The 23378-nt window shown below is 67.3% G+C and carries 17 protein-coding genes and 1 pseudogene; 13 read left to right on the forward strand and 5 right to left on the reverse strand.

Features of this window, described 5'->3' with window-relative positions; all coding sequences use genetic code 11:
* Nucleotides 1-136 precede the first annotated feature (136 nt).
* Together FOB72_RS25905 and FOB72_RS25910 are read right to left on the reverse strand one after the other, a co-directional pair.
* Nucleotides 137-1489: a sensor histidine kinase gene (locus FOB72_RS25905; RefSeq protein ID WP_411859846.1), complete on the reverse strand. Its 1353-nt coding sequence runs from the start codon at nt 1487-1489 to the stop codon at nt 137-139.
* Nucleotides 1486-2229 (reverse strand): response regulator, encoded by a 744-nt coding sequence (locus tag FOB72_RS25910; RefSeq protein ID WP_150375615.1) that lies wholly within the window; start codon nt 2227-2229, stop codon nt 1486-1488. The genes FOB72_RS25905 and FOB72_RS25910 overlap by 4 nt, the downstream gene beginning before the upstream one ends.
* Before the next feature lie 214 nt (nt 2230-2443).
* On the opposite strand from FOB72_RS25910, the gene FOB72_RS25915 reads away from it, so the two are divergent.
* Both FOB72_RS25915 and maiA read left to right on the forward strand, forming a co-directional pair.
* A complete protein-coding gene (locus tag FOB72_RS25915; RefSeq protein WP_150375617.1) occupies nt 2444-4240 on the forward strand; it encodes a cytochrome c biogenesis protein CcdA in 1797 nt (598 codons plus the stop codon).
* An 88-nt stretch (nt 4241-4328) separates the two neighbouring features.
* The gene (maiA, locus tag FOB72_RS25920) at nt 4329-4973 is read left to right on the forward strand and encodes a maleylacetoacetate isomerase (protein WP_150375619.1); all 645 of its coding nucleotides are present in this window, start codon (nt 4329-4331) and stop codon (nt 4971-4973) included.
* Between the two features lie 20 nt (nt 4974-4993).
* Here the strand turns inward: maiA and FOB72_RS25925 are convergent, their stop codons facing one another.
* Nucleotides 4994-5404: a RidA family protein gene (locus FOB72_RS25925; RefSeq protein ID WP_223851575.1), complete on the reverse strand. Its 411-nt coding sequence runs from the start codon at nt 5402-5404 to the stop codon at nt 4994-4996.
* A gap of 169 nt (nt 5405-5573) precedes the next feature.
* On the opposite strand from FOB72_RS25925, the gene FOB72_RS25930 reads away from it, so the two are divergent.
* The 8 genes from FOB72_RS25930 (at nt 5574) to FOB72_RS25965 (ending at nt 18235) form a co-directional block, all read left to right on the forward strand.
* On the forward strand, nt 5574-7982 hold the full coding sequence (locus tag FOB72_RS25930) for a hypothetical protein (protein WP_150375621.1): 2409 nt from the start codon (nt 5574-5576) through the stop codon (nt 7980-7982).
* 117 nt (nt 7983-8099) lie between these two features.
* Entirely contained in the window at nt 8100-10460 is a 2361-nt protein-coding gene (locus FOB72_RS25935; RefSeq protein ID WP_150375623.1) for a hypothetical protein, read from the forward strand.
* A gap of 66 nt (nt 10461-10526) precedes the next feature.
* Nucleotides 10527-12929: a hypothetical protein gene (locus tag FOB72_RS25940; protein WP_150375625.1), complete on the forward strand. Its 2403-nt coding sequence runs from the start codon at nt 10527-10529 to the stop codon at nt 12927-12929.
* Between the two features lie 120 nt (nt 12930-13049).
* Nucleotides 13050-14264, forward strand: a complete 1215-nt coding sequence (locus tag FOB72_RS25945) for an efflux RND transporter periplasmic adaptor subunit (RefSeq protein WP_150375627.1) — start codon at nt 13050-13052, stop codon at nt 14262-14264.
* On the forward strand, nt 14261-14977 hold the full coding sequence (locus FOB72_RS25950; protein WP_150375629.1) for an ABC transporter ATP-binding protein: 717 nt from the start codon (nt 14261-14263) through the stop codon (nt 14975-14977). The genes FOB72_RS25945 and FOB72_RS25950 overlap by 4 nt, the downstream gene beginning before the upstream one ends.
* A 12-nt stretch (nt 14978-14989) precedes the next feature.
* Nucleotides 14990-16144 (forward strand): ABC transporter permease, encoded by a 1155-nt coding sequence (locus tag FOB72_RS25955; protein WP_150375631.1) that lies wholly within the window; start codon nt 14990-14992, stop codon nt 16142-16144.
* Between the two features lie 22 nt (nt 16145-16166).
* Nucleotides 16167-17333 (forward strand): ABC transporter permease, encoded by a 1167-nt coding sequence (locus FOB72_RS25960; RefSeq protein ID WP_150375633.1) that lies wholly within the window; start codon nt 16167-16169, stop codon nt 17331-17333.
* A 233-nt stretch (nt 17334-17566) separates the two neighbouring features.
* Nucleotides 17567-18235: a carboxymuconolactone decarboxylase family protein gene (locus tag FOB72_RS25965; protein WP_150375635.1), complete on the forward strand. Its 669-nt coding sequence runs from the start codon at nt 17567-17569 to the stop codon at nt 18233-18235.
* Nucleotides 18236-18242: 7 nt separating this feature from the next.
* On the opposite strand, the gene FOB72_RS25970 is transcribed toward FOB72_RS25965, so the two are convergent.
* Nucleotides 18243-19610 (reverse strand): M20/M25/M40 family metallo-hydrolase, encoded by a 1368-nt coding sequence (locus FOB72_RS25970; protein ID WP_150375637.1) that lies wholly within the window; start codon nt 19608-19610, stop codon nt 18243-18245.
* Nucleotides 19611-19897: 287 nt separating this feature from the next.
* On the opposite strand from FOB72_RS25970, the pseudogene FOB72_RS32840 reads away from it, so the two are divergent.
* Nucleotides 19898-19948 (forward strand): annotated as a pseudogene (locus tag FOB72_RS32840) (hypothetical protein); the annotation flags it as partial.
* A 41-nt stretch (nt 19949-19989) separates the two neighbouring features.
* Here FOB72_RS32840 and FOB72_RS25980 read toward each other — a convergent pair.
* A complete protein-coding gene (locus FOB72_RS25980) occupies nt 19990-20928 on the reverse strand; it encodes a LysR substrate-binding domain-containing protein (protein WP_150375641.1) in 939 nt (312 codons plus the stop codon).
* 160 nt (nt 20929-21088) lie between these two features.
* Here FOB72_RS25980 and FOB72_RS25985 point away from each other — a divergent pair, with 160 nt between their 5' ends.
* Together FOB72_RS25985 and FOB72_RS25990 are read left to right on the forward strand one after the other, a co-directional pair.
* Complete coding sequence (locus FOB72_RS25985) at nt 21089-22324, forward strand: MFS transporter (protein ID WP_150375643.1); 1236 nt, start codon at nt 21089-21091, stop codon at nt 22322-22324.
* A gap of 135 nt (nt 22325-22459) precedes the next feature.
* Entirely contained in the window at nt 22460-23362 is a 903-nt protein-coding gene (locus tag FOB72_RS25990; protein ID WP_150375645.1) for an SDR family NAD(P)-dependent oxidoreductase, read from the forward strand.
* Nucleotides 23363-23378 lie beyond the last annotated feature (16 nt).

Raw genomic sequence — 23378 nt, forward strand, 5'->3', positions numbered from 1 at the left:
TGTGAGGGGCCGGAGGGGCCCATGTATCACTGTGTATCTGCGCGTTCGCGCGACAAGAAACTTTTCAAATCCGTGCGGCGATGAAACAGATGCGATACATCGCCGCCGGGATACGGCCTGGATATCAGGCCAGCCGTCAGGCGAGCCGGATCTCCGCGGTGAGGCCGCCGCCCTCGCGGTTGCGCAGGCGCAGCGAACCGCCGATGGCAATAGCGAGCTGATGCGCGATCGCCAGGCCCAGGCCGGTGCCGCCGGTCTCGCGGCTGCGGGAATTCTCGAGCCGCACGAACGGCTGCAGGACCGCCTCGAGCTTGTCCTCGGGAATGCCGCTGCCACGGTCCATGACCTGGATCGTCACCACATCGCCGTCGCGCGCCACCAGCAGTTCCGCGGCACCGCCGAACTTGAGTGCATTGTCGATCAGGTTGGTCATCACGCGCCGCAGCGCGTGCGGCCGCGTGACCACCGCGCCGCCCACGTTGCCGACGATGGTCACATCCTTGCCGGTGTCCTGGTAATCGTAGGTCAGGCTCTCGACGAACGCGCCGATGTCGATACGCGACGCTTTCTCCCCATCGCCCTGCGTCGTGCGCGCATAGGCGAGCCCTTCCTGCACGAGCCGCTCGATCTCCGCCAGATCGTGCACGAGCTTGGTCTTCTCGATCGAGTCCTCGGCCATTTCGGCACGCAGCTTCATGCGCGTGATGGGCGTTTGCAGGTCGTGAGAGATGGCGGCGAGAATCTGCACGCGCTCCTCGACGAAACGGGCGATACGGGTACGCATCGCGTTGAATGCCGTGGCCGCATGCGCCACCTCCGTGGGCCCGCGCTCGCTGAGCGGCGGCCCCTTGGCATTGGGATCGAGCGCATCGGCCGCATCGGCCAGCGCGACGAGCGGGCGAATGGACTGCCGTACCGCATACCAGCAGCACAGGATCAGCAATACCAGCTGCGCCACCAGCACGTAGGGCAGCCATTGCGCGACCGGGGTCATGCGCGGATGCACGTCGATCGTCAGCGGGCTGCCGTCGCTCAGCGTCAGGTGCGCCTGCACGCGCTTGCCGTCATTGGGGATCGACTCCACCTTGACCGGAAAGCGGCCGCCACTGGCCTCGGTGATGCGTGCCGCGATGTCCGCGCTGCGCTGGTCGTGCGCGGGCACGCCAGGAAGGCCGGGGCCGAGGATGTATTGGTAATTGCCGCGATTCACGATCGGCAGCCATTGCGGCCGTTCCGCCGCGGGCAGCCGGTCGAGCACGGTCAGCGAGGTGGCGATATCGGTTTCCAGCGTGCCGAGCATCACCTGCCGCGCGGACATGTACCGCTCGTAGAACAGCACCGCGAACGACATGCCGTGCGCGATGATCAGGCCGGCCAGCAGGATCAGGAACAGCCGCGAGCCGAGCGAGCGCGGCCACGGCCACCTGCGGGCCGGCGATGCCTGGTTGCCAGCGGCTGCCGTGGCCGGCGCGCTCATGGGGCGGCTCATTGACGGGCTTCTTTGATCTCGACGGGCACCGAGAACACATAGCCCTCGTTGCGGACGGTCTTGATATACATCGGTTCGCGCGCGTCGTCGTTGAGGCGCTGGCGCAGCCGGCTGACCAGCAGGTCTACCGAACGTTCGAACAGTTCGGCTTCGCGGCCCTGCGTGAGGTTCAGCAGCTGATCGCGATTGAGCACGCGCTGCGGATGATCGACGAATACGCGCAGCAGCCGGTACTCGCCGCCGCTCAGCGCGACGATCGTGCCTTCCTTGTCGATCAGATGGCGCGCGGTGGTATCGAGCTCCCAGTCGCCGAATGCCAGCAGTTGCCCGGCCTCGGTGATTTGCAGGTTGGGCGGCAGCATGCGTGTGCGGCGCAGCACGGCCTTGATGCGCGCCAGCAGCTCGCGTGCGGCAAACGGCTTGGCGAGGTAATCGTCCGCGCCCATCTCCAGCCCGATGATGCGATCGGTCTCGTCGTCGCGCGCGGTCAGCATCAGGATCGGCGTGGACTTGTGCTTGCCTGCGCGCAGCTCCCGGCAAAGGACGAGCCCGTCGTCCCCGGGCAGCATGACGTCGAGCACGATCATGTCGACGGCATTGGTATCCAGAAACTGCCGCATATGCCGGCCATCGGGCGCCACCGTGACGCGCAGTCCGTTCTTGGTGAGGTACGTCGAGACCAATTCCCGGATTTCCCGATCGTCATCGACGATCAGGACGTGGTCGATATGCGCATCCATAGGTTCTGCCTTGCGGAATCAATAAAAGAACGCGGCGAAGCACGTCCCGCCTGCATGCGCAGCATTGTATTCGTTTGTATCGTCATTGTTGTGTATCGCAATGTATCTGGAGGCGCTTTCCGCACAGTCCCTTACGTAGCCCCGCGGCGACGACACATCGGAGACAACCCCGCGCGGTCTCATGACGGCATACCCAGCCTGATGAGTCCCGATCATGACCTTGCTGATACTTGCCTTCGTTGGCGGCGCGCTGACGATCCTGAGCCCTTGCATCCTGCCGGTGCTGCCGTTCGTGTTTTCCCGCGCCGGCCGGCCGTTCGCCACCGGCACGCTGCCCATGCTCGCGGGCATGGCCCTCACGTTCGCGGCGGTCGCGTCGCTCGCCTCCGTCGCCGGCGGCTGGGTGGTTCACCTCAACGAGTATGGACGCATCGCGGCGCTCGTGGTGCTCGGCGTGTTCGGGCTGTCGCTGCTGCTGCCGAAGCTCGCGGACGCGCTGAGCGCGCCGCTCGTCGCGCTCGGCAACCGGCTGGCCGAACGCCATGCCGCCGCCACGCCATCGTCCACCGCTCGCGCGGTCGGCGGCTCGCTGGTGCTCGGCGTCGCCACGGGCATGCTGTGGGCGCCGTGCGCGGGTCCGATCCTCGGCCTCGTGCTGACCGGTGCGGCACTGCGCGGTGCCAGCGTCCAGTCCACGCTGCTGCTTGCGGCCTACGCCGCCGGCGCGGTCACGTCGCTCGCGGTCGCGCTCGGCATCGGCGGCCGCGCGTTCGCCGCGATGCGCAACTCCCTCGGTGCCGCGCAAGGCCTGCGCCGCGGGCTCGGGGTGGGCGTGCTTGCCGGTGTGATCGCCATCGGCTTCGGCGCGGACACGGGGCTGCTGGCCCGGCTGGGCGGCGACAACACGAGCCGGCTGGAGCAGGCACTGATCGACGGCCTGCACGCGGGCGCCCGCAGCGAGGCCCCGGGCAGGCTGCTCGCCGCCAACGACAGTGGCAGCACGGTGCGCGATGGCATCGGCAACATGAACTACCGCAGTGGCCTGCCGGTCGAGGGCCGCATGCCCGCGCTCGACGGGGCGACCGAATGGCTGAACTCGCCGGCGCTTACGCGCGAACAACTGCGCGGCAAACCCACGCTGGTCTATTTCTGGACGTACTCGTGCATCAACTGCATCCGCACACTGCCGTACCTGCGCGCCTGGGCCGCGAAATATCCGGGCCTGCAGATCGTCGCCGTGCACACGCCCGAGTTCGCGTTCGAGAAGAAGTCCGCGAACATCCGCCGCGCGCTCGCGGACTTCCGCATCCAGTTCCCGGTGGCGGTCGATAGCGACTACAACATCTGGCGCGCGTTCGACAACAACTACTGGCCGGCCGCCTATTTCGTGGATGCCGCGGGGCAGATCCGCCATCACCAGTTCGGCGAGGGCGACTACGCGCGCTCGGAACAGGTCATCCAGGCGCTGCTCAAGGAAGCCGGCAATCGCGACGTGCCGACGGACATGGTCGCGCCGGAGGCCAGCGGCGCCCAGGCCGCACCGGATCTGCGGAACATCGGCTCCGGCGAGACCTACCTCGGCTACCAGCAGGCGTCGAACTTCGAGGCAGGCGGCTTCGGCGGGCGGCTGCTGCCCGATGCGCCGCGCGACTACAAGGCGGACACCCCGCGCCTGAACCACTGGGGCCTGAACGGCAACTGGACCGTGAGCGCGGACAAGGCGACGGTGAACCGCGCCGACGGCAGCGTCGTGTTCCGCTTCCGCGCGCGCGACCTGCACCTCGTGCTCGGGCCCGCTGCCGACGGCAAGGCGGTGCGCTTCCTCGTCACGGTCGATGGCAAGGCGCCGGGCACGAGCCATGGCGCCGATACCGACGCGGCCGGCAATGGCGCCGTCACGGCGACGCGCCTGTACCAGCTCGTGCGCCAGGCCGGCAATGTCGGCGAGCACACGTTCGAGATCCGATTCCTCGACCCCGGCGCGCAGGCCTACGTTTTTACGTTTGGCTGATCACGTTCGGCTGATCACGTTCGGCTGATCACGTTTGGCTGACCGCATTCGGCCGGGACAGACCCACATTACGACAATGGAGCACGTCATGAAGCTGTACAGCAACGAAATTTCCTCGGCCACCTCGCGCGTGCGTATCGCGCTGGCACTCAAGGGCATCGTGCCGGAAATTCTGCCGGTGTCGATCCTCGGCCCCGACGCGGAGAATCGCCAGCGCGACTACCTCGCGCTGAATCCGCAGGGCCTCGTGCCCGCGCTGCTGACCGAGAACGGCACGCTGATCACGCAGTCGCTGTCGATCATCGAGTATCTGGACGAGCGGTTCCCGCAACCGCCGCTGCTGCCCGCCGACGCGGAAGCGCGCGCGTTCACCCGCTCGGTGGCGCTGGCGATCGCCGCGGAGATCCACGCGCTGGTGCCGCCGCGCGTGGCTGCGCAGCTCGGCGCGCTGGGTCTGGATGCGAACGCGATCGGCGACTGGAACCGGCACTGGATCCGGGAAGGCTTCGGTGCCGTGGAATCGTTGCTGGCGTCGCGCCGTTCGGGATCGCATGCAGGAGCGTTCGTAGCAGGCGATACGCCGACCGTCGGTGACCTGTTCCTGTTCCCGCAGGCAATCAATGCGGAGCGTGCGGGACTGCCGCTGTCGCTATGGCCGAACATCGCCGAGGTGGTCGGCAAGCTGCGCGGCATCGAGGCGTTCGTCGAGAACGCGCCGGCACCGCGCAAGTAAGGACGGCGGCGGACGAAGGATCAGGCGCCCGTCGGGCGCACCGCTACCATGTCGATCTCGATCAGCGCGCCCTTGGCCAGGCCCGTCACGCCGATGCACGTGCGCGCGGGACGGCGGCCGACGGGCCAGTAGCTCGCGTACGTCCTGTTCATGGTGTCGTAGTCGCGATCGAAATCGGTCAGGTACACGCGCACCTGTACCACGTTTTCGAGGCCGAGCTTGCAACCCTCGAGCACCGTGGTCAGGTTCTTCATGACCTGATGGGTCTGCGCCTCGATGCCTTCGGGGTAACCGGAATCCAGGCCCGTGCCGAGAAAGGGCATCTGGCCCGTCACGAACACGAAGCCATTGGCCTCCACGGCATGGCTGAACGGCGCCACGGGATCCGGCGCGCCGGCCAGCATATGGAAGACGGGGGTTGCTGCGCTCATCGTCGAAACTCTCCTGTATGGGACATGCACGATGTCTTGGGAAACCGCATTGTGCAGCAAGTCTTGGGCCAATATTTCGTAAGTTGGCCATGTCCGATCCCGACGGCGATGCCTACTGTGGTTGCACACCAACGGTGCATGTCGCACCGCGGCACTCACAGGAGTCGTCTTGTCGCGCCTCTCCGGATCCCGCAGGCACCCCGCACGCTCGCTAGCCGCGGCGTCTGTCGCCACGTTGCTCGGCTTGCCGTGCGTTGCCCATGCCAAGACGTGTCTCTTCACCGATGCGTCGTTCCTGCCCAGCCATCTCTGCATGCAGGACGACGACGAGATCGACCTGCGCCCCTACGCACAGGCGCGCAGCCTCAAGTTCTACCCCGTGGATCGCCTGCTGATGGCACGCGGGGACGTGCTCTATCTCTCCGATAAGCCCCGGCTCGCGGGACGCATCTGGAGAATCGACCGATCGCTCGACCTGTCGGAGATCTCCGCGCTGGGCATCGCGCCATACTCCACGGCATCCGCTCGCCTTGCGCCGGTGGCCTGCTTCTTTGGCGACAACAGCCTGGCCGGAGAGAAATCCTGCGCCCAGCCCGGAGAAATTCTGCCGACGCTTGGCAAGCTGGATGGGAAGGTGGCTTCCATCCGTGTGCCCTCGGGCCTCGGCGTTCGCGTCTATGCCGAGTCGGGGGGCCGCGGGCGCAACGCCTTCGTGCGCCGCAATCAGGATCTTGCCGCGCTGCAACGGCTGGGCATGGCGGGCACGATCCGGGCCGCCCAGGTGGCGCGCACCAGTATCCGCTGTCATGCCGAGTGCCCGATCCCCGAGACGGATGCCTACGATCTGCCGACGCTGTTCGGCGACGGGTGGTGGAACCTGTCGCGGGGCAATCCGCAGTTCGCGGTGACGCTGCGGGTCGACGCCGATGCCCGCGCACTGGTCGAGTTCGGCGATTCGCTCTACCTGCAAGTCATGCAATCGGAAGCAATGGTCACCACGTTCTGGCCCTATCGGCGGCATGCGCTGCTGCCGACCCGTCAGGATGTGCGGCACCTCACCATCGCCTTCGAGTTCCGCGCCCCGCACGCCTTCGATGTTCAGGTCATTCGCAGCGATGCGGAACGGCGCTTTATCGATGCCTCGGCCATCCTCACCCTCCCATGGCCATCCCGGCGCGCGGAGATGCTGTCGATCCGCAACGCCGCACCCGCAAAGGCGCTCGTGCAGACGCTGATCTCCATGCAGACGGCAGCGTCCGACGCCCGCGTCGCGCGCGACGCGCATTGTCGGACCGAGCCCATGCTCGGCGTCGGACATGCGTTCCTGTTCGGATGTGCCAGCCCGCTCGATCATCTGCCGGCGCCGCCGCTGTCCAGTCCGCCGAACCGTTTCCCAAGCCTGTCCGAATCCGTGCTCGTCCGCACATTCGCAGGCGCGGGAAACCCCATGGCAATGGGCGCTGCGTCACGGGTCTGCCAGGTCATGCCGGAGCGGCTGTACGTCAGACGCCCCATGCGGGTCATTGCCGACTGGTCCGCCTGTGTCAGCCGCACTACGTTGATCATCACGCTATATCAGACCCTGTTCGGCGACCGATGGAATCTCCGGGACTTCACCAACATCGTGACGGACGCGCTCCATCAAGGCATCACGCCCGGGGTCAAGGACACCGAACTGGCAAAGCAGTTCGTGACCGCGGTGCAGGAACAGACGGGCGGCACGGACCGGCGTCTCGATGACGCCATTGCCGCGTTTCATCAGGCCAACGTCATCCACGCCTACTCGCGCGCGCGGACGCAGGACATGGAACTCGCGATCGAACGGGCCGAGCGCAGCGGCCCACACGGCTGTCCCCAGGGCGTCGCCCTCGACGCGTCCATCTCCGCGATGCGGCACGGCATGATGGGGTGGTATCAGGTGGCGATTGGCGATTATGTGCCGCGCACCGTTATTCCGCGCGTCTGGCGGAACGGCGCGTTCCAGAACTCGCATGAGTCGTTCACCTACGAGGCGGGCGGCGTGAACACGCCGGGGCTGATGGAGTCCATCCGCTATCTGATGCATGGCTGGGGGAACTCCTATCTGTACGCGTTCGAGGCCGCCACTACGCTGCTGGCCGATGCCAATCCCGGCAGCGATCCGCCGCGCGACGTGGCTGGCGCCGCCCCGCTTCCGGCGCCGCCACCGGCCCTCTGTCCGCTGGCGGACCCCGAATCCATCCGGCTACTGGCGATGTCCGGAAACTCCATTGCCATGGGCATCGCGGAAGCGACGTTGTCTCCCGGCCCGTCGGACCATTTCATCGTGGTGTCGTTCCGCGGCGAGCCGGTGGCGGTGCTGCTGGGAGAGATCCCGGCCGACGGCTCTCAAACGGCAGAAAGCCGTTACGTCGTGAGCGCGCCGCAGAACGTGCTCGACCGCTATGCCGATGGCGCCGTGCGCGGGGCGGGCTCCGCGGCGACGCATGCGTTCATTCAGTTTGCGCTGAGCCGGAGCATGACGGCGGTGCGCGCGCTGGCCGTCACCGAACCATCGGTCGCCATCAAGCAACGCGTGGGCTTTCGCCTGCTCGACTGACCGTTGATCGATCCACCCATTGACCGATCCACCCATTGACCGATCCATCGATTGACCGGATGGGACGAAAACCTCGCAATGACCTTGCCATGCCCAATCCCGCGTCGCTGCGTCGCTGTGCTGTTTGCCCTGCTGGCGGGGGCTATCTCTGCCGATGCCGGCGCGCGCGCGTGCTTCTTTGCGATGACGGCGGGCGCGTCACCGAAGCTCTGCCTTGGCAGCGACGACGAGATCGACTTCCATACCTACGCACGCGCCTTCCAGGGTACGTTCTACCCCTTCGAACACATTACGCTGGGTCCGGGCGATGCCCTGTACCTGTCCGATCGCCCTCGCCTGACGGGCCGCCTCTGGCGCGTCGGACAGTCGATGGACAAGGCCGCCCTGATTGCCGAGGGCATCGCGCCCCAGTCGATCGTGTCCGCAGCGCTGGCGCCCGTCGCCTGCTTTCACGCCGACGACCGCTTTCAGGGGGAGCAGTCGTGCGTCGCGCCGGGCGAGATGGAACCGTCGTTTGCCCGGCTCGACGGCAAGACCTCGTCGATCCGCCTGCCTCCGGGACTTGGCGCGCGCGTGTATGCGGAGGCCGGCGCCAGAGGTCGCAGCGCCACGCTGCGCCGAAGCATCGATCAGGCGGGCCTTCGCAAACTCGGTATCGACGATGCCATCCGCTCCGCGCAAGTCGCTCGCGTCAGTATCCGGTGCCGTACGGATTGCCCGATTCCCGACGCCGATGCGTACGATCTGCCGGCGCAATTCGGCCGGACGTGGTCCGATATCTCGCATGGCCATCCACAGCTTGCCATGACATTCCGTATCGATCCCGAGGCCAGGGCGGTCGTCGAGTTCGGCAACGGTCTTTACCTGCAACTGATGCATACGGGCGCCATCATCACGACGTTCTGGCCGTATCGCCAGCTGGCGGCGCTGTCGAGCGACCACCGCGCACGCTACCTGACCGTGGCCATGGAATTCCGTCCTGGCCAGGGCTTCGATGTGCAGTTGATCCGCAGCGGTGCGGACCGGGGCTATCTCGACGCCACGCTCATCCACTCGCTGCCGTGGCCCACGGAGCGCGATGAAGTGGTGTCGATTCGCAATGCGCATCCTGCCCGCGCGCTGATACGCGCGGATCTGACGGTCAACGCCGTGGATCCCCTCAACCGCGTGATACGCGACGCCACCTGCCAGCGCGTGCCGGTCCTTGCCGTCGGCAACGCGTTCCTGCGGGGTTGCGAGCCCGCGCGCCCGACCGCTGCAGGCACCGATAGCCCGGCACAGATCCCCGCGCCGCCCGCCGCGCGCGCCCCCGAGGCAACGCTCGTACGCACATTCGCCGATGCCGGCAACCCGCTCGCGATGGGCGCCGCGGCGCGAGTGTGCCGCGTCTCGCTGTATCAGATCTTCAACGCCCGGCCCATGCGAGGCATTCCGAACTGGTCCGCCTGCGTGAGCCGCACCACGCTGATCGTCTCGCTTTACCAGACCCTGTTCCCCGATGGCTGGAACCTCGAGCGATTCAGCAACATCGTCCGGGACGCACTCGATCATGGACGGATGCCCGCCAGCGTGGCGGGCACACCGCCCGCGGCGCAATTCGTGCACGCCGTCCGGGAGCAGACGGGCGATGTGGATCGCCGGTACGGGGACGCCATCGCGGCCTTCCATCAGGCCAATGTGCTCCATGCCTACTCGCTCGCCCGGAATATGGACATGCTCGCCGCGCTCGAACAGCCGGGTACCTCGGCGCCGCCCGGTTGCGCCGCGCTCGCGGGTTCCGCCGATGCCATCGCGCGCGCCCAGCGCGGGATGATGGGCGATTATTGGCTGGATCTGACGGGCTACACGCCCCGTACGGTCCATCCGCGCATCTGGCATCAGGGCGCGTTCCAGGACACGCCCGAGCCGTTTACGTTCATGCATGCGGGAGCGGAGGACACGGAACTGCTGGTGTCCATCCGGGCGCTCATGCAGAACTGGAGCGATGCCTACCTGCGGGAGTTCTCCGCCTCGGCGGAAGGTGCGACGGGGGTGCCCGTCACCGATGCGGCCGGCGCCGGCGTGGCGCCGCTCGGCGAGCCCGCCACGCAAGCCTGCTCCGCGGCCACCCCGCAGGCCAACCTCGTGCTGGCGATGTCGGGCGCGTCGATCGCCAACGGCATCGAGGAGGCCACGCGCGAAGCCGATGCGAGTTCGCATTTCGTTGTCGCGTCGTTCCGGGGCTCGCCCGTGGCGGTACTGTTCGGCACGATTCCGACCAGCGGGGAACGCGTGGCGGAAAGCCGATTCCTTGTCAGCGCGCCGCGCAGCGTGCTGGACCGCCATACCGAGGGCGCCGTGCATGGCGCCGGTTCCGCCGTGTCCCATGCGTTCGTGCAACACGCCGCCTCGCTCGGGATGACCGCGGTGCGCGCCTACGCGGTGACGGCGCCCTCGGTCGCCATCAAGCATCGCATGGGCTATCGCCTTGTCGAATAGACGCGTCGTGCCAGTCGCCCCTCTTGCGAAACGGGAATGGAGATGACCCGAATATTGCGAATCGTCATGGCCACCGCGACCGGCGTGGCAGTCGTCGGCGGCCCCCGGGCGGCGGCGCAGGGCGCACCGCTGCCCAAAGCCTGCGTCGTCATGTCGCTGGCATCGAAGCGCGAGCCGCCACGCTGCATGCCCGCGGACACGGTCATCGCGCTACAGGAGGCCAGCCCCGCCGCGCGGCGGATTCTCGAGGAAGTCCGCATTCCGTGGCATGGGCTGATGTACCTGTCCGACGGACCGGCGATGTCCGGCAACCTCTGGCGGCTCTCGGCCTCCGGCAATGCCGACGCGCTCGCCCTGCGCGGCATTCCGCGCGGCGCGATCGCATCGGCCGTGATGGTGCCCGTGGCTTGTGTCTACGAAGACGCGAACTTCAGAAGCCGCGAGCGCTGTCATGCGCCCGGCGACATCGTGGGCGATCTTTCGGTGCTCGACCGGATGATCTCCTCGCTGCGCGTGCCGCCGGGCCTCGTCGTTCGCGCGTACGCCGGCAAGCATGGCACGGGCCGCATGATGTCGTTCACCGCGAACGCCAACTGGTCGGCGTTGAACAGGCATGCGCTCAACGATGCCATCCGTTCGCTGCAGGTCGCGCGCGCACGCCTGTGCGAAGGCCGCTGCGTCATACCGGCGTCCGACGCCTACGATCTGCGCGCGATGTTCGGCGCGGACTGGAAGCGCGATGCACACCGCCTGCCCCAGCTCGCCCTGCCGCTGGATGTTGGGCGGGACGCGCACGCGATGCTCCGGTACGGCGGCCGCCTGACGATCTCCCACAGCAGCGGCGCGAGCTGGGTGCATGTGAAAGGCCGCGATCGCGCATCGCTGGTGCTGCCCGGCAATCCGCGCGTGCACCGCGCCACGGTGGCGATGTCCTTCCGCGTGGGCGATTCCATCGATGTGCAGCTGGTGCGCAGCGATGCCGACGGCCGCTTCGTCGATGCGATGCCCGTCACGACGCTGCCATGGCCGGAGGAGGCGGACGACGTGATCTCGATCGTCAACGCAAGCCAGCGAGGCGCGATCGTGCTCGATCGTCCGCGCAAGGCCATCGGCTCGTGGGCAGATGCGCTCGTCGACCCGCCGAGGGGCTTCGGCGAGCAGGCATTACTGGGCAACGCCCTCACTGGGCTCAAGCCAGACGCGAGCGCGGAGGCGCGGGCCGGCGATCTCCGGCCACCGCGCGGCGCGGCGATACTGACGCAGTATTTCGCCGACGATCGCGATCCGCTCGCCATGGGCGCGGCGGCGCGGGTCTGCCGGATCTCCGTCGATCGGGTGTTCGCGATGGCGCATCGCACGTTCGCCAGGACGCGCGGCAAGCGAAGGATCGGCAAGCGCGGAATCGGCAACTGGGAGGCCTGCGCCAGCCGCGTGACCGCCATCGTCACGCTGTATCAGGCGCTGTTTCCCAGGGGGTGGGACATCGCGCGCTATCGCGCGGTCATTCGCCGCGTGCTCGACAGCCAGCCCGTGCGCCGCGATGCGGGCAGTGCCGATCAGGAGGCCGAGTTCGTGGCGGCCGTCCGCGAGCAGACCGATACCGAGGACACGCGGCTTGCCGATGCCGTGCTGGGATTCCATATGGCCAATGTCATCCGCGCCTACTCGATGGCCGCGCGGATCGACCTCGAGCCACTGGCCGCCGATCGCGACGCGCTCGGCGCGGTCGCCTGCGGCACGCCCGCCGGCGAAGCCGGCGTGTCGCGAGCCGGCGTGAACACGCTGGGCTGGTATCGATACGACCTGGCCGACTATCGCTACCGCGTCGTATTGCCGCACGAACGCCGCCATGGCACGCCCTCGACGCTGGTCGACGAGCCGTTTGTCATCAGCGTGTCGACGCGCGAGGATACGAGCGACATCACGGCGCTTCGCGTGGAAATGTATGAATGGCAGCTGCGTTACATGCAGGCGCTGCTGCCCGGCATCCGGATTCCCACACACGGCTTCCAGCCGGAGCTGCCCGAGCCGGCGGATGTTTCGCCCACCACGCCCCTCTCCCCACCGTGCCGCCGCGACCTGCCCCATGCGGGCCGCGATTTCCTCGCGGCGACCGGATACTCGATGACGCAGGGGATCGACGACGCGCTGCGGCACGCCTATGCGCGAACGTATGCCGATAGCGTCTTCGTGACGGTCTTCTTCCGCCGCCGGCCCGTTGCCGTGCTCTATGGGCAGATTCCCGTCGGGGGCGGCACCGATGCCGAGGTCCTCATGGTGGTCAGCGCGCCCGACAACGTGCTCGACCCCGAGCGTGACGGCGCGGTGCGCGGCGCGGGCGCCGCCGCGCTCAACTATTTCATCCAGCATGCGCGCAGCCAGGGCATGACCGCCGTGCGCGTGCAGGCCATCTCCGGCCCCGCGACCAAGGTCACCAAGGCGGGTTTCCGGTTCGACGACGAACTGTAGCGCCGGGGTTGCGCCGGGGCCGTCATGCGGCGGACGCTATACTTCGGAAGCGCTATCGGTCCCGAACGGATTCCGATCGCGCGCTCCGATCGCGTCCGCAATGGCAACAGGTCCCGGAAATTGGCTGATCAAGATCTCTCCAAACTGAAAATCGACCGCCGCGCACCCGCCGCGGCGCCCCGCCGCAGGCGCCCGTGGTTCCGCTATGGGGCCATTCTCGTCGTGCTGCTGGTGCTCGCGGGCGTCGCCATGCGGCTGGCCGGCCCGCAGGCCGTGGAGACCGCGACGGTCACCACCGCCTATCCGACGCAGAACTACACGCTGCTCAACGCCACCGGCTATGTCGTGCCGCAACGCAAGGCCGCGGTCGCCTCCAAGGCGCAGGGGCGCCTCGAATGGCTCGGCGTGCTGGAAGGCTCGCGCGTCAAGCGGGACGAGATCATCGCGCGGCTGGAAAGCCGGGACGTGTCGGCCTCGCTGGCGCAAGCCGCGGCACAGGTCAAGGTGGCGCGCGCCAACCTCGAACTGCAGCAGGCCGAGCTGCGCGATGCCGAGATCAGCCTGCGCCGGTCGCAGACGCTGCTGGAGCCAAAGGCCATCCCACAGGCCCAGTACGATGCCGACCTCGCACGCTACAACAAGGCCAAGGCCTCCGTGAGCAGCGCGGTGGCATCGATCGCCTCCGCCGAAGCCAACGCGCAGGCCGCGCAGGTCGCGGTCGACCAGACCGTGATCCGCGCGCCGTTCGACGGCGTGGTGCTGACCAAGCAGGCCAACGTCGGCGACAACATCACGCCGTTCTCGCAGGCCTCGGACACCAAGGGCGCGGTGGTCACCCTCGCCGACATGGATACGCTCGAAGTCGAGGCCGACGTGGCCGAATCCAATATCGCCAAGATCGTGCTGAACCAGCCGTGCGAGCTGCTGCTCGACGCGCTGCCCGACACGCGCTTTGCCGGACAGGTGTCGCGCATCGTGCCGACCGTGGACCGCTCGAAGGCCACGGTGCTGGTCAAGGTGCGCTTCGTCGATCGCGACGCCCGCGTGCTGCCCGACATGAGTGCCAAGATCGCCTTCCTGTCGAAGGCCGCGCCCGCGGAGGACCGCAAGCCCGTGACGGCCGTGCAGCCCGGCGCCGTGGTTTCGCGCGACGGCAGGCAGGTGGTGTTCGTGGTCCGCGACGGCAAGGCGGCCGAGGTACCGGTCACCGCCGGCGCGAAGATCGGCGATCTGGTGTCGGTGCAGGGCGTCAAGGCCGGCGATGTCGTGGTGCTGGCTCCGGGCGAAAAGCTCGGTGACGGTGCCAGGGTAAGCGTGGCCAAGAAGGGTTCATGAACACGCCCGCCGCCACCCCACTCGTCGATATCCGCCACGTCGCCAAGTCGTACCGGCGCGGCGCGCAGACGGTGCCCGTGCTGACCGATATCACGCTGGAGATCGCCGAGGGCGATTTCATCTCGCTGATGGGGCCTTCCGGCTCCGGCAAGAGCACGCTGCTGAATCTGATCGCGGGCATCGATCGCCCCGATAGCGGCGAGCTGCTCGTGGCCGGGCTCGATATCTCGCAGCTGCCGGAAGCCGCGCTGGCCGAATGGCGCGCTGGGCACGTCGGCTTCATCTTCCAGTTCTACAACCTGATGCCGGTGCTCAACGCGTTCGAGAACGTCGAGCTGCCGCTGATGATGACGCGCCTTTCGCGCGCGGAGCGGCGGGAACGCGTGGAAATGGTACTGGGCATGGTCAACCTGGCCGATCGCATGGATCACTATCCGTCCGAGCTGTCGGGTGGACAGCAGCAGCGCGTGGCGATCGCGCGCGCGCTGATCACCGATCCGATGCTGATCGTCGCGGACGAGCCCACGGGCGACCTCGACCGCGCATCCGCCACCGAGATCCTGGCCATGATGCAGCGCCTGAACGGCGAACTCGGCAAGACCATCATCATGGTCACGCACGACGCGCATGCGGCCAATGCCGCGAAATCGCTCGTGCATCTGGAAAAAGGCGAGTTGAGTCGTGGTGAGCTCGATCGCGAGGGGCACCGCTAGGCGGGCATCGACATGTACGTGCTCAAGCTGATCTCCCGGAATCTGCTGCGCCACAAGCTGCGCACCTCGCTGACGCTGCTCGGGCTCGTCATCGCGGTGCTGGCGTTCGGCCTGCTGCAGACCGTCGTGGACGCGTGGTATGCCGGGGCTTCCGCGGCCTCCAACGCGCGCCTGATCACGCGCAACGCTATCTCGCTCGTCTTTCCGCTGCCGCTGAGCTACGAGAACCGCATCCGCGGCGTGGACGGCGTGACGCTGATCGCGCGGTCCAGCTGGTTCGGCGGCACCTACCGCGAGCCCAAGAATTTCTTTGCGCAGTTCGCGGTATCGGACAACTACCTCGACCTGTATCCCGAGTTCATCCTGCCCGAGGCGCAACGCACCGACTACAACCGCGACCGCAAGGGCGCGCTCGTGGGGCGCCAGCTCGCGGACCAGTTCGGTTTCAAGGTCGGCGACGTGATTCCGATCAAGGGCACGATCTATCCCGGCACATGGGAGTTCATCGTGCGCGGCATCTTCGACGGGCGCGACGCCAGCACCATCACGCGCACGATGCTCTTCCACTGGGACTACCTGAACGAAACCGTACGCAAGCGCGCCTCGCGCCAGGTCGATCAGGTCGGCGTCTTCGTGCTCGGCGTGGCCGATCCGGACAACGCCGCGACGATCTCGCGCAACGTGGACGCCGTATTCAAGAACTCGCTGGCCGAAACGCTCACGGAGACCGAGCAGGCCTTCCAGCTCGGCTTCGTCGCGATGTCCAACCAGATCATCGCGGCCATCCGGCTCGTGTCGTATGTGGTCATCGTCATCATCATGGCCGTGATGGCCAACGCGATGGCCATGAGCGCGCGCGAGCGCACGGTGGAGTACGCCACGCTCAAGGCACTGGGGTTCGGCCCGGGCTTTCTCGCGTTGATCGTGTTCGGCGAGTCCATCCTGATGGGCATCGTCGGCGGCGCCATCGGCATGCTGGCCACACCGCCGCTGGCGGCCGCGTTCAAGCAGGCCGTCGGAGGCGTGCTGCCGGTGTTCAGCGTATCGCGCGAAACGATGCAGATGCAGGCGCTGTGCGCACTCGTCGTCGGGATCGTCGCGGGCATCGTGCCGGCGATACAGGCCGCGCGCGTGCGCATCGTCGAGGGCCTGCGGGCCATCGGGTAAGGCGGAGGCGAAGGCGACGGCAATGGCGATTCCCTTCAGCTATATCGCACGCAACCTGTGGGCGCGCCGGCTGACCACCGCGCTGACGGCGGGCGGGCTCGCGCTCGTGGTCTTCGTCTATGCCACGATGCTGATGCTCGATGCCGGACTCAAGCAGACGCTCGTCACCACGGGCGAACCGGACAACGTCGTCGTCATCCGCAAGGGCGCCGAGACCGAGATCCAGAGCGCGATCTATCGCGATCAGGCCAGCATCATGGAGATGCATCCCGCCGTGGCGCTCGGTGGGGACGGCCGGCCGATGTCGTCGAAGGAAGCCATCGTCCTGATCTCGCTGAACAAGATCGGCTCGGACAAGGCGTCCAACGTCGTCATCCGCGGCGTGTCGCCGAGAGGCCTGGAACTGCGTCCGCAGATCCGCCTCTCGGCCGGCAGGATGTTCCGGCCGGGCTCGTCCGAGATCGTCGTCGGCAGCGGGATCGCCAAGGGCTTCAGCGGCATGCAGATCGGCGAGCACCTGCACTTTGCCCAGCGCGACTGGACCGTCGTCGGCCACTTCGACGCGGGAGGCAGCGGCTTCGATTCCGAGGTGTGGGGCGATGTGGATCAGCTGATGCAGTCGTTCCGGCGGACCAACTATTCGGCGATGATCGTGCGCCTTGCGCACGGCGACCAGTTCGAACGCTTTCGCGCCGATGTGGACGTCGATCCGCGCCTCGCCAACGAGGCCAAGCGCGAGCAGACGTTCTACAGCGACCAGTCGCGTGCGCTCTCCACGTTCATCAATATCCTCGGCGTCACGCTGACCACCATCTTTTCGATCGCCGCGATGATCGGCGCCATGATCACGATGTATGCATCGGTGGCCAACCGTGTGGCCGAGATCGGCACGCTGCGCGCACTCGGCTTCAAGCGCGCGAACGTGCTGGTGGCATTCCTGATCGAGGCGATCCTGCTGGGGCTCGTTGGCGGCATCGCGGGCCTGATGGGCGCGGCGCTGATGCAGTTCGCGTCGTTCTCCACGACCAACTTCCAGACCTTTGCCGACCTGTCGTTCCGCTTTCTGCTGACCCCATCCGTCGTCGTGCGCACACTGCTGTTCTCGATGGCCATGGGCCTGATCGGCGGCTTCCTTCCGGCACTGCGCGCCGCCCGCATGAACATCGTGGACGCGCTGCGCGCCCGTTGATACGGCGCGCGGGATTTTCACGCTGCCCCCTCCTTCCATCGCGTAGTTCAGCGACACCGGTCCGGAGGCTTCAGGGGCGCGGCGGCGATTCCGCCGCGCCCGTCGGCCACGATGCTCCCCGTTCAACGCGGGCTTTCCGCCTCGGCGTTGGTCGCATGCTGCAGGAAAATCATTGCGCCCGTCATCACCCGAGTGGATGATGCGGAAAAACCACGACGAGGACGACACCCCACATGACTTTCAAGCACGCCCTGAAGGTAACCCTGATCGCCGGCCTGACCGCAGCCACGCTCACGACGCTGGCCGGTAACGCCATGGCCGCGGACGACCGTATGCCGCCGATTCCGGCCGACAAACTCTCCGATGCCCAGAAGAAATCGGTCGAACTGCTGTCGGAAGGCACCCCCGCCGGCGGTACCCCGCGCAATATCGGCGCGGGCCCGTGGGTGCCGCTGCTGCGCAGCCCCGAACTACTCAACCGGTTGCAGCGCATGGGATCCTACCTGCGTTACGAAAGCGCGCTCGATGCGCGCCTGAGCGAGTTCGTGATCCTGCTGACCGCGCGCGACTGGAGCAATCAGTACGAGTGGCTGGCCCACCAGAAGCTGGCGGTCAAGGCGGGCGTGTCGCCCGCGGTGACGCAGGCCATCGCGGAAGGACGCCGGCCGACGGGCATGACCGCGGACGAGGAGATGGTCTACGACTTCATCGACGAACTGCTGCGCAACCGCAGCGTGAGCGATCCCACCTACGCGCGTGTGAAGGATCGCTTCGGCGAACGCGGTGTGATCGATCTGATTGCGATCAACGGCTACTACAGCATGCTGGCGGCCGTGCTCAACGTGGCGCAGACCCCGTTGCCGGGCGGTGCGCCACAGCAGATCCCGACGTTACCGAGGTAGCCGGCAATCAGCGCGCGCGCCTGGGCAGCACGGGCTGCACCACGCCCTCGACGCCGACGAGGCCCAGCACGGTCGTCATCGCCAGCTGGGCACCTTCCCACGCATGGGTCGGATCGAACCACTCGTCGCGCGAGTGCGAACCGCCGGACTTGCCGCCGCTGCCCAGGATCACCGCGGGAATCCCGAGCGACATCGGCACGTTCGCGTCGGTACTGCCGCCACGCAGCGAAGGCTTCTCCTTGCCGTTGCCCTGAATCACGCGCACCGCGGACTGCACGATGACCGAATCCGTCGCGGTCTGGCCCGCCGGGCGATCGCCGATCAGCTTCTTCTCGAAGGTGATCTGGTTCTTCGCTTCGGGCGACCAGCGCTTGTTCTCCTCGTTCACGCCGGCTTCGATCGCCGCCATGATCTGCTTTTCCGTCTCCAGCAGCGCAGGCGTGCCGTTCGAACGGATATCGATCGCCATGCGCGCATCGCCGGCGATCGCGTTCACCGAGGTACCGCCACCCACGGTACCGACGGTGAACGTGGTCTTCGGGTCGGTCGGCGTGCGCACATCGCTGATCTTGCCGATGGCACGGCCCATCGCATGGATCGCGCTCGGCAGTCCGAACGCGCCGAAGCTATGCCCGCCCGGACCCCGGAACGTGATCTCGTAGCGATGGCTGCCCGTGCCCTGCGTCAGCACGCTGCCGCCGGTACCGGGCTCGAGGCCCACCATGCCGTCGATATCCGGATGGTCGCGGAACAGCGCCTTCATGCCACGCAGGTTGCCCAGTTCTTCTTCCCCCACATTGCCGACGAACACGATATCGCCGACCGTGCGTACCTTGTTGTCGTTGAGCACCTTGATCATCGACAGCAGCACGGCGAGCCCGCGCGTATCGTCGGCGATGCCCGGCGCATAGAGCTTGCCGTCGCGCTCCTTGACGGTCACGTCGGTGCCTTCGGGAAACACGGTGTCGAGGTGCGCGGACACGACGATGCGGGGACCGTTGCCGGTGCCCTTGCGCACGCCGATCGCATTGCCCTCGCTATCCATATGCGCATCGGACAGCCCCAGCGCCTTCAGCCGCGACAGAAAATATTCGGCACGCTGCTTCTCCTTGAACGGCGGCGACGGGATCTGCGTCATCGTCTTCAGTTCGGCCAGCGTCCGCGCGTCGTCGGCCTGCATATCGGCCAGCACCTTCTTCACGAGCGGCGCGCTTTCCAGCTTCGTGTACGCGCCGTCCACCGCCGGCGACACGGGGCCGACGGGAAACGTCTGCGCACCGGCGCCGTGGCTCGCGAGCACGAGCATCGCGACGGGTGCGGCAACCATGGACGAACGGACCAGCTGCAAGGCATTGAAGCGATTTCGAATGGTCATTGGGGGCGCTATGTCATGTGTGTAAGACATTAGATTCTGCCAGCACATCCGCGCGAGGGCGACTACCTGTGTCGCTACGGCAACGCAGGCCTTGACGCGTGGCCGCCGCCGCATGCCGCGCCCGCATGGCTGCGCTACGCATCGCTCATGGCAGGCCCTTCGCGCAAGGCTCACACTGAAGACACGTACCGGAGCCCCCCATGGACACGAACCTTGCCATCCTTGTCGACCGCGCCTGCATCGCGCTGACGCTGCGGCCCGGCGACATCCTCCGCTGCCGTGAGGGCATGCTATGGCTGACCGCGGAGGCGCGCGGCTGCTTCGTGGATGACGTGGTGCTCTCGCCCGGCGACTGCTACCGGGTGACCGCGCGCGGCCGCTACTTCGTGAGCGCGCCCGGCGGCGAACCCGCGCTATGCGCGATCGACGCTTCGCTGCGAATCCAGTCGGCAACGCGCCGCACGTCCTCGCGCGGGTGGTCGCTCGCGTGGATCAGCCAGTAGGCATTGGGACTCGGCACCCGGTCGGCCAGGCCCGGCACGACCATCAGCTGACCGCCGTCGATCAGCGGCTGGATCAGCTGGAGCCGTCCCAGCGCGACGCCCTGCCCGGCCAGCGCCGCGTGGATGGTCTGGTCATAGAGATTGAACCGCAGGATGCCGCGCTTGCTCGCCTGCCGATAGCCGCGCTGGTTGAGCCAGCTCCGCCATTGCAGCCACGGTCGCGGGTCGTCGAAGTCGAGCAGCGGATAACGCGCGAGCGCGTCGACGCCCGTCCCCGCCTCCACACCCAGCGAAGGATGCGCGACGGGCGCGATCGTCTCACCGAACAGCCGCAGTGCGCCCGCGGGCGCGGCGGCCTCGCGGCAATACCGAATGGCGAGGTCGATACCGTCGGCACGCAGGTCGCTGATCTGGTTGCTCGCGGACAGCCGCACGTCGAGATGGGGATACCGGCGCTGCAGCGTATTGAGCCGGGGCAGCAGCCACAGCCCGGCAACGCCGATGCTCGCGGTGACCGTGACGGGCTGGTGCCCTTCTCCGCGCCGGATTTCGGCCGCCACGTCCTGCACCTGCTGCAGTGCGGCATCGGCCGTCCGGAACAGCCGCTCGCCCTCGGGCGTGAAAGCAACGCCGCGATGCTGCCGGACGAACAGCTGCACGCCGAGCTGGTCCTCGAGCGCGCGGATCTGCCGGCTCACGGCCGACTGCGTCAGGCACAGATCGTCCGCGGCCTGCGTCACGCTCATGCGCCGGCCCACGGCAACGAAGCCCTTGAGCAGATCGAGTGGAAACAGTCTCGCAAGCGCCACGGACATGCGGAACCCTCATGCGTAAAAGCGGAATGCCTCCATTAAAACATGGCCGTCCAGCTGCTGCCATGCGCAGCAGGAATGGCAAACTCGGCCAAATATCGTTTGCAGACGGCGCGCGCATCGACTGAAATCAGGGCATCCCAATCCGCGCCGGAACAATTCGATGGAACACTCTCCACAACGCTGGTGGCAAACGACCTGGGGCCTCGTGCTCGCGGGCGGTCTGGTCATGGGCATCGCCCTCGGCGTGCGCCATGTGCAGGGCATGTTCCTCCTGCCCATCATCATGGACCGCGGCTGGACGCGCGAGAGCTTCGGCCTCGCGATGGCGGTGCAAAACCTCACATGGGGCCTCGCGCAGCCCCTCACGGGCATGCTTGCCGATCGCTTCGGCTCGTGGAAGGTCATGGCCGGCGGGCTGCTGCTGTACGGCATCGGGCTGATCGCGATGACGCATGCCACGACAGTCCAGTCGTTGATCTGGACCGGCGGCATCTGCATCGGCATCGCGCAATCGGGCACGACCTTCGGCGTGGTGTACGGCGCGCTGAGCCGCATGGTGCCGCCCGCACGGCGCAGCTGGGCGCTCGGCGTGGCGGGCGCCATTGGCGGTATCGGGCAGTTCCTGCTGGTGCCGGCCGCGCAGGCGATGCTGTCCGGCCTCGGATGGCGCGGCGCGCTGATGTGGCTCGGTATCTTCGCGCTGGCACTGCTGCCGATGGGGCTGCCGTTTCAGGACCGCAGGCCGGATGCGGCCGCGGAGAGCGACACCGCGGCGCAGCCGCGCCTGCTGCCCGCGCTGCGCGAGGCCTTTGGCCACTCGGGCTTCTGGCTGCTGAATCTCGGCTTTCTCGCCTGCGGCTTTCAACTGGCCTTTATTGCGAGCCACCTGCCCGCGTATCTCGTCGACAAGGGCATGCGCCCGGCCGACGGCATGGCGGCGCTTGCGATCATCGCGCTGTCGAACGTCGCCGGTATCTATGCGTTCGGCCTGCTTGGCGCGCGCTATACGCGCAAATACCTGCTCTCCGCCATCTACCTGCTGCGCACGGCCGCGATGGCGCTGTTCGTGCTGCTGCCGGTCACGTCCGCGAGCCTCTATCTGTTCGCCGCCGCGATGGGCTTCATGTGGCTAGGCACCGTACCGCTGACCAACGGCATCGTGTCGCAGATCTTCGGTGTGCGCTATCTGGCGACGCTGTTCGGCTTCGTGTTCTTCGGGCATCAGCTCGGCTCGTTCCTTGGCGTCTGGCTCGGGGGCGCCGTATTCGAGGCCACACATTCCTACGACCTCGTGTGGCTCTGCGCGATGGCGCTCGGGGTCGTCGCCGCCGCGCTGCACTGGCCCATCGACGATCGCGAGATCGTGCGCACGGTGCCGGCGTTCGCCATGCGCTGAATCGCCTCCCGCCGCGCGCGGCGCCAGCATCACACCACAGCCGCCCGCCGCCGCATCGCGGTTGCCTTGACTTCCATATGTCCATGCCACAGAATATGTTCGAACATAAAAAGATTCGAACCAAGCGAGGCAGACATGGAAGGCAAGGTAGTGGTGGTGACGGGCGCCTGCGGCGGCATCGGCCGCGGGATCGCATTGGCGCTGGCATCGGCGGGCGCAAAAGTCGTCGTCAATGACGTCGGGGTGTCCCTGACGGGACAAGGCGGCGACGGCACGGTCACCGACCGTCTGGTCGAGGAGATCCGCGCGGCCGGCGGCACCGCCGTCGCCAACACGGACAGCGTGACCACATGGCAGGGCGCCGCCAGCATCGTGGCCAGCGCGCTCGACCATTTCGGCCGCATCGACGGCGTCATCAACAACGCCGGCAATCTGCGCGACCGCTTCTTCCACAACATGAACGAGGAAGAATGGCGCGCCGTCATCGACGTGCATCTGCACGGCACCTTCTTCGTCAGCCGCGCCGCGGCACCGCACTTCAAGGCCCAGAACGGCGGCGCCTACGTGCATATGACGTCCACCTCCGGTCTGATCGGCAACTTCGGGCAGGCGAACTATTCCGCCGCCAAGCTCGGGATTGCCGCGCTGTCGAAATCGATCGCGCTGGACATGCAGAAGTTCAACGTGCGCTCGAACTGCATCGCGCCGTTCGCGTGGAGCCGCATGACGGACTCGATTCCGGCCAACACGCCCGAGGAAGCCGCGCGCGTGGAAAAGCTCAAGAAAATGGAGGCGCACAAGATCGCGCCGATGGCCGTGTACCTCGCCAGCGATGCGGCCCGTGCCGTCACCGGACAGATCTTCGGCGTGCGCGCGAACGAGATCCTGCTGTTCAGCCAGCCCCGGCCCGTGCGGTCCGTGCATTGCAGCGACGGCTGGACGCCCGAGCGCATCGCGGAGGTCGCCATCCCCGCAATGCAGACCAGCTTCCATGACCTCGAGCGTTCGCCCGACGTCGTGTGCTGGGACCCGATCTGATCCATAAGAAAAGACG

The sequence above is a fragment of the Cupriavidus pauculus genome (assembly GCF_008693385.1).
GTDB lineage: Bacteria > Pseudomonadota > Gammaproteobacteria > Burkholderiales > Burkholderiaceae > Cupriavidus > Cupriavidus pauculus_D.

Bases quoted from the DNA above. Each gene is read 5' to 3' on its own strand.
- FOB72_RS25970 (WP_150375637.1), bottom strand. From the start codon at position 19,610: ATGACCATTCGAAATCGCTTCAATGCCTTGCAGCTGGTCCGTTCGTCC.
- FOB72_RS25990 (WP_150375645.1), top strand. From the start codon at position 22,460: ATGGAAGGCAAGGTAGTGGTGGTGACGGGCGCCTGCGGCGGCATCGGC.
- maiA (WP_150375619.1), top strand. From the start codon at position 4,329: ATGAAGCTGTACAGCAACGAAATTTCCTCGGCCACCTCGCGCGTGCGT.
- FOB72_RS25940 (WP_150375625.1), top strand. From the start codon at position 10,527: ATGGCCACCGCGACCGGCGTGGCAGTCGTCGGCGGCCCCCGGGCGGCG.
- FOB72_RS25965 (WP_150375635.1), top strand. From the start codon at position 17,567: ATGACTTTCAAGCACGCCCTGAAGGTAACCCTGATCGCCGGCCTGACC.
- FOB72_RS25925 (WP_223851575.1), bottom strand. From the start codon at position 5,404: ATGAGCGCAGCAACCCCCGTCTTCCATATGCTGGCCGGCGCGCCGGAT.
- FOB72_RS25905 (WP_411859846.1), bottom strand. From the start codon at position 1,489: ATGAGCCGCCCCATGAGCGCGCCGGCCACGGCAGCCGCTGGCAACCAG.
- FOB72_RS25955 (WP_150375631.1), top strand. From the start codon at position 14,990: ATGTACGTGCTCAAGCTGATCTCCCGGAATCTGCTGCGCCACAAGCTG.
- FOB72_RS25980 (WP_150375641.1), bottom strand. From the start codon at position 20,928: ATGTCCGTGGCGCTTGCGAGACTGTTTCCACTCGATCTGCTCAAGGGC.
- FOB72_RS25985 (WP_150375643.1), top strand. From the start codon at position 21,089: ATGGAACACTCTCCACAACGCTGGTGGCAAACGACCTGGGGCCTCGTG.
- FOB72_RS25950 (WP_150375629.1), top strand. From the start codon at position 14,261: ATGAACACGCCCGCCGCCACCCCACTCGTCGATATCCGCCACGTCGCC.
- FOB72_RS25915 (WP_150375617.1), top strand. From the start codon at position 2,444: ATGACCTTGCTGATACTTGCCTTCGTTGGCGGCGCGCTGACGATCCTG.
- FOB72_RS25910 (WP_150375615.1), bottom strand. From the start codon at position 2,229: ATGGATGCGCATATCGACCACGTCCTGATCGTCGATGACGATCGGGAA.
- FOB72_RS25960 (WP_150375633.1), top strand. From the start codon at position 16,167: ATGGCGATTCCCTTCAGCTATATCGCACGCAACCTGTGGGCGCGCCGG.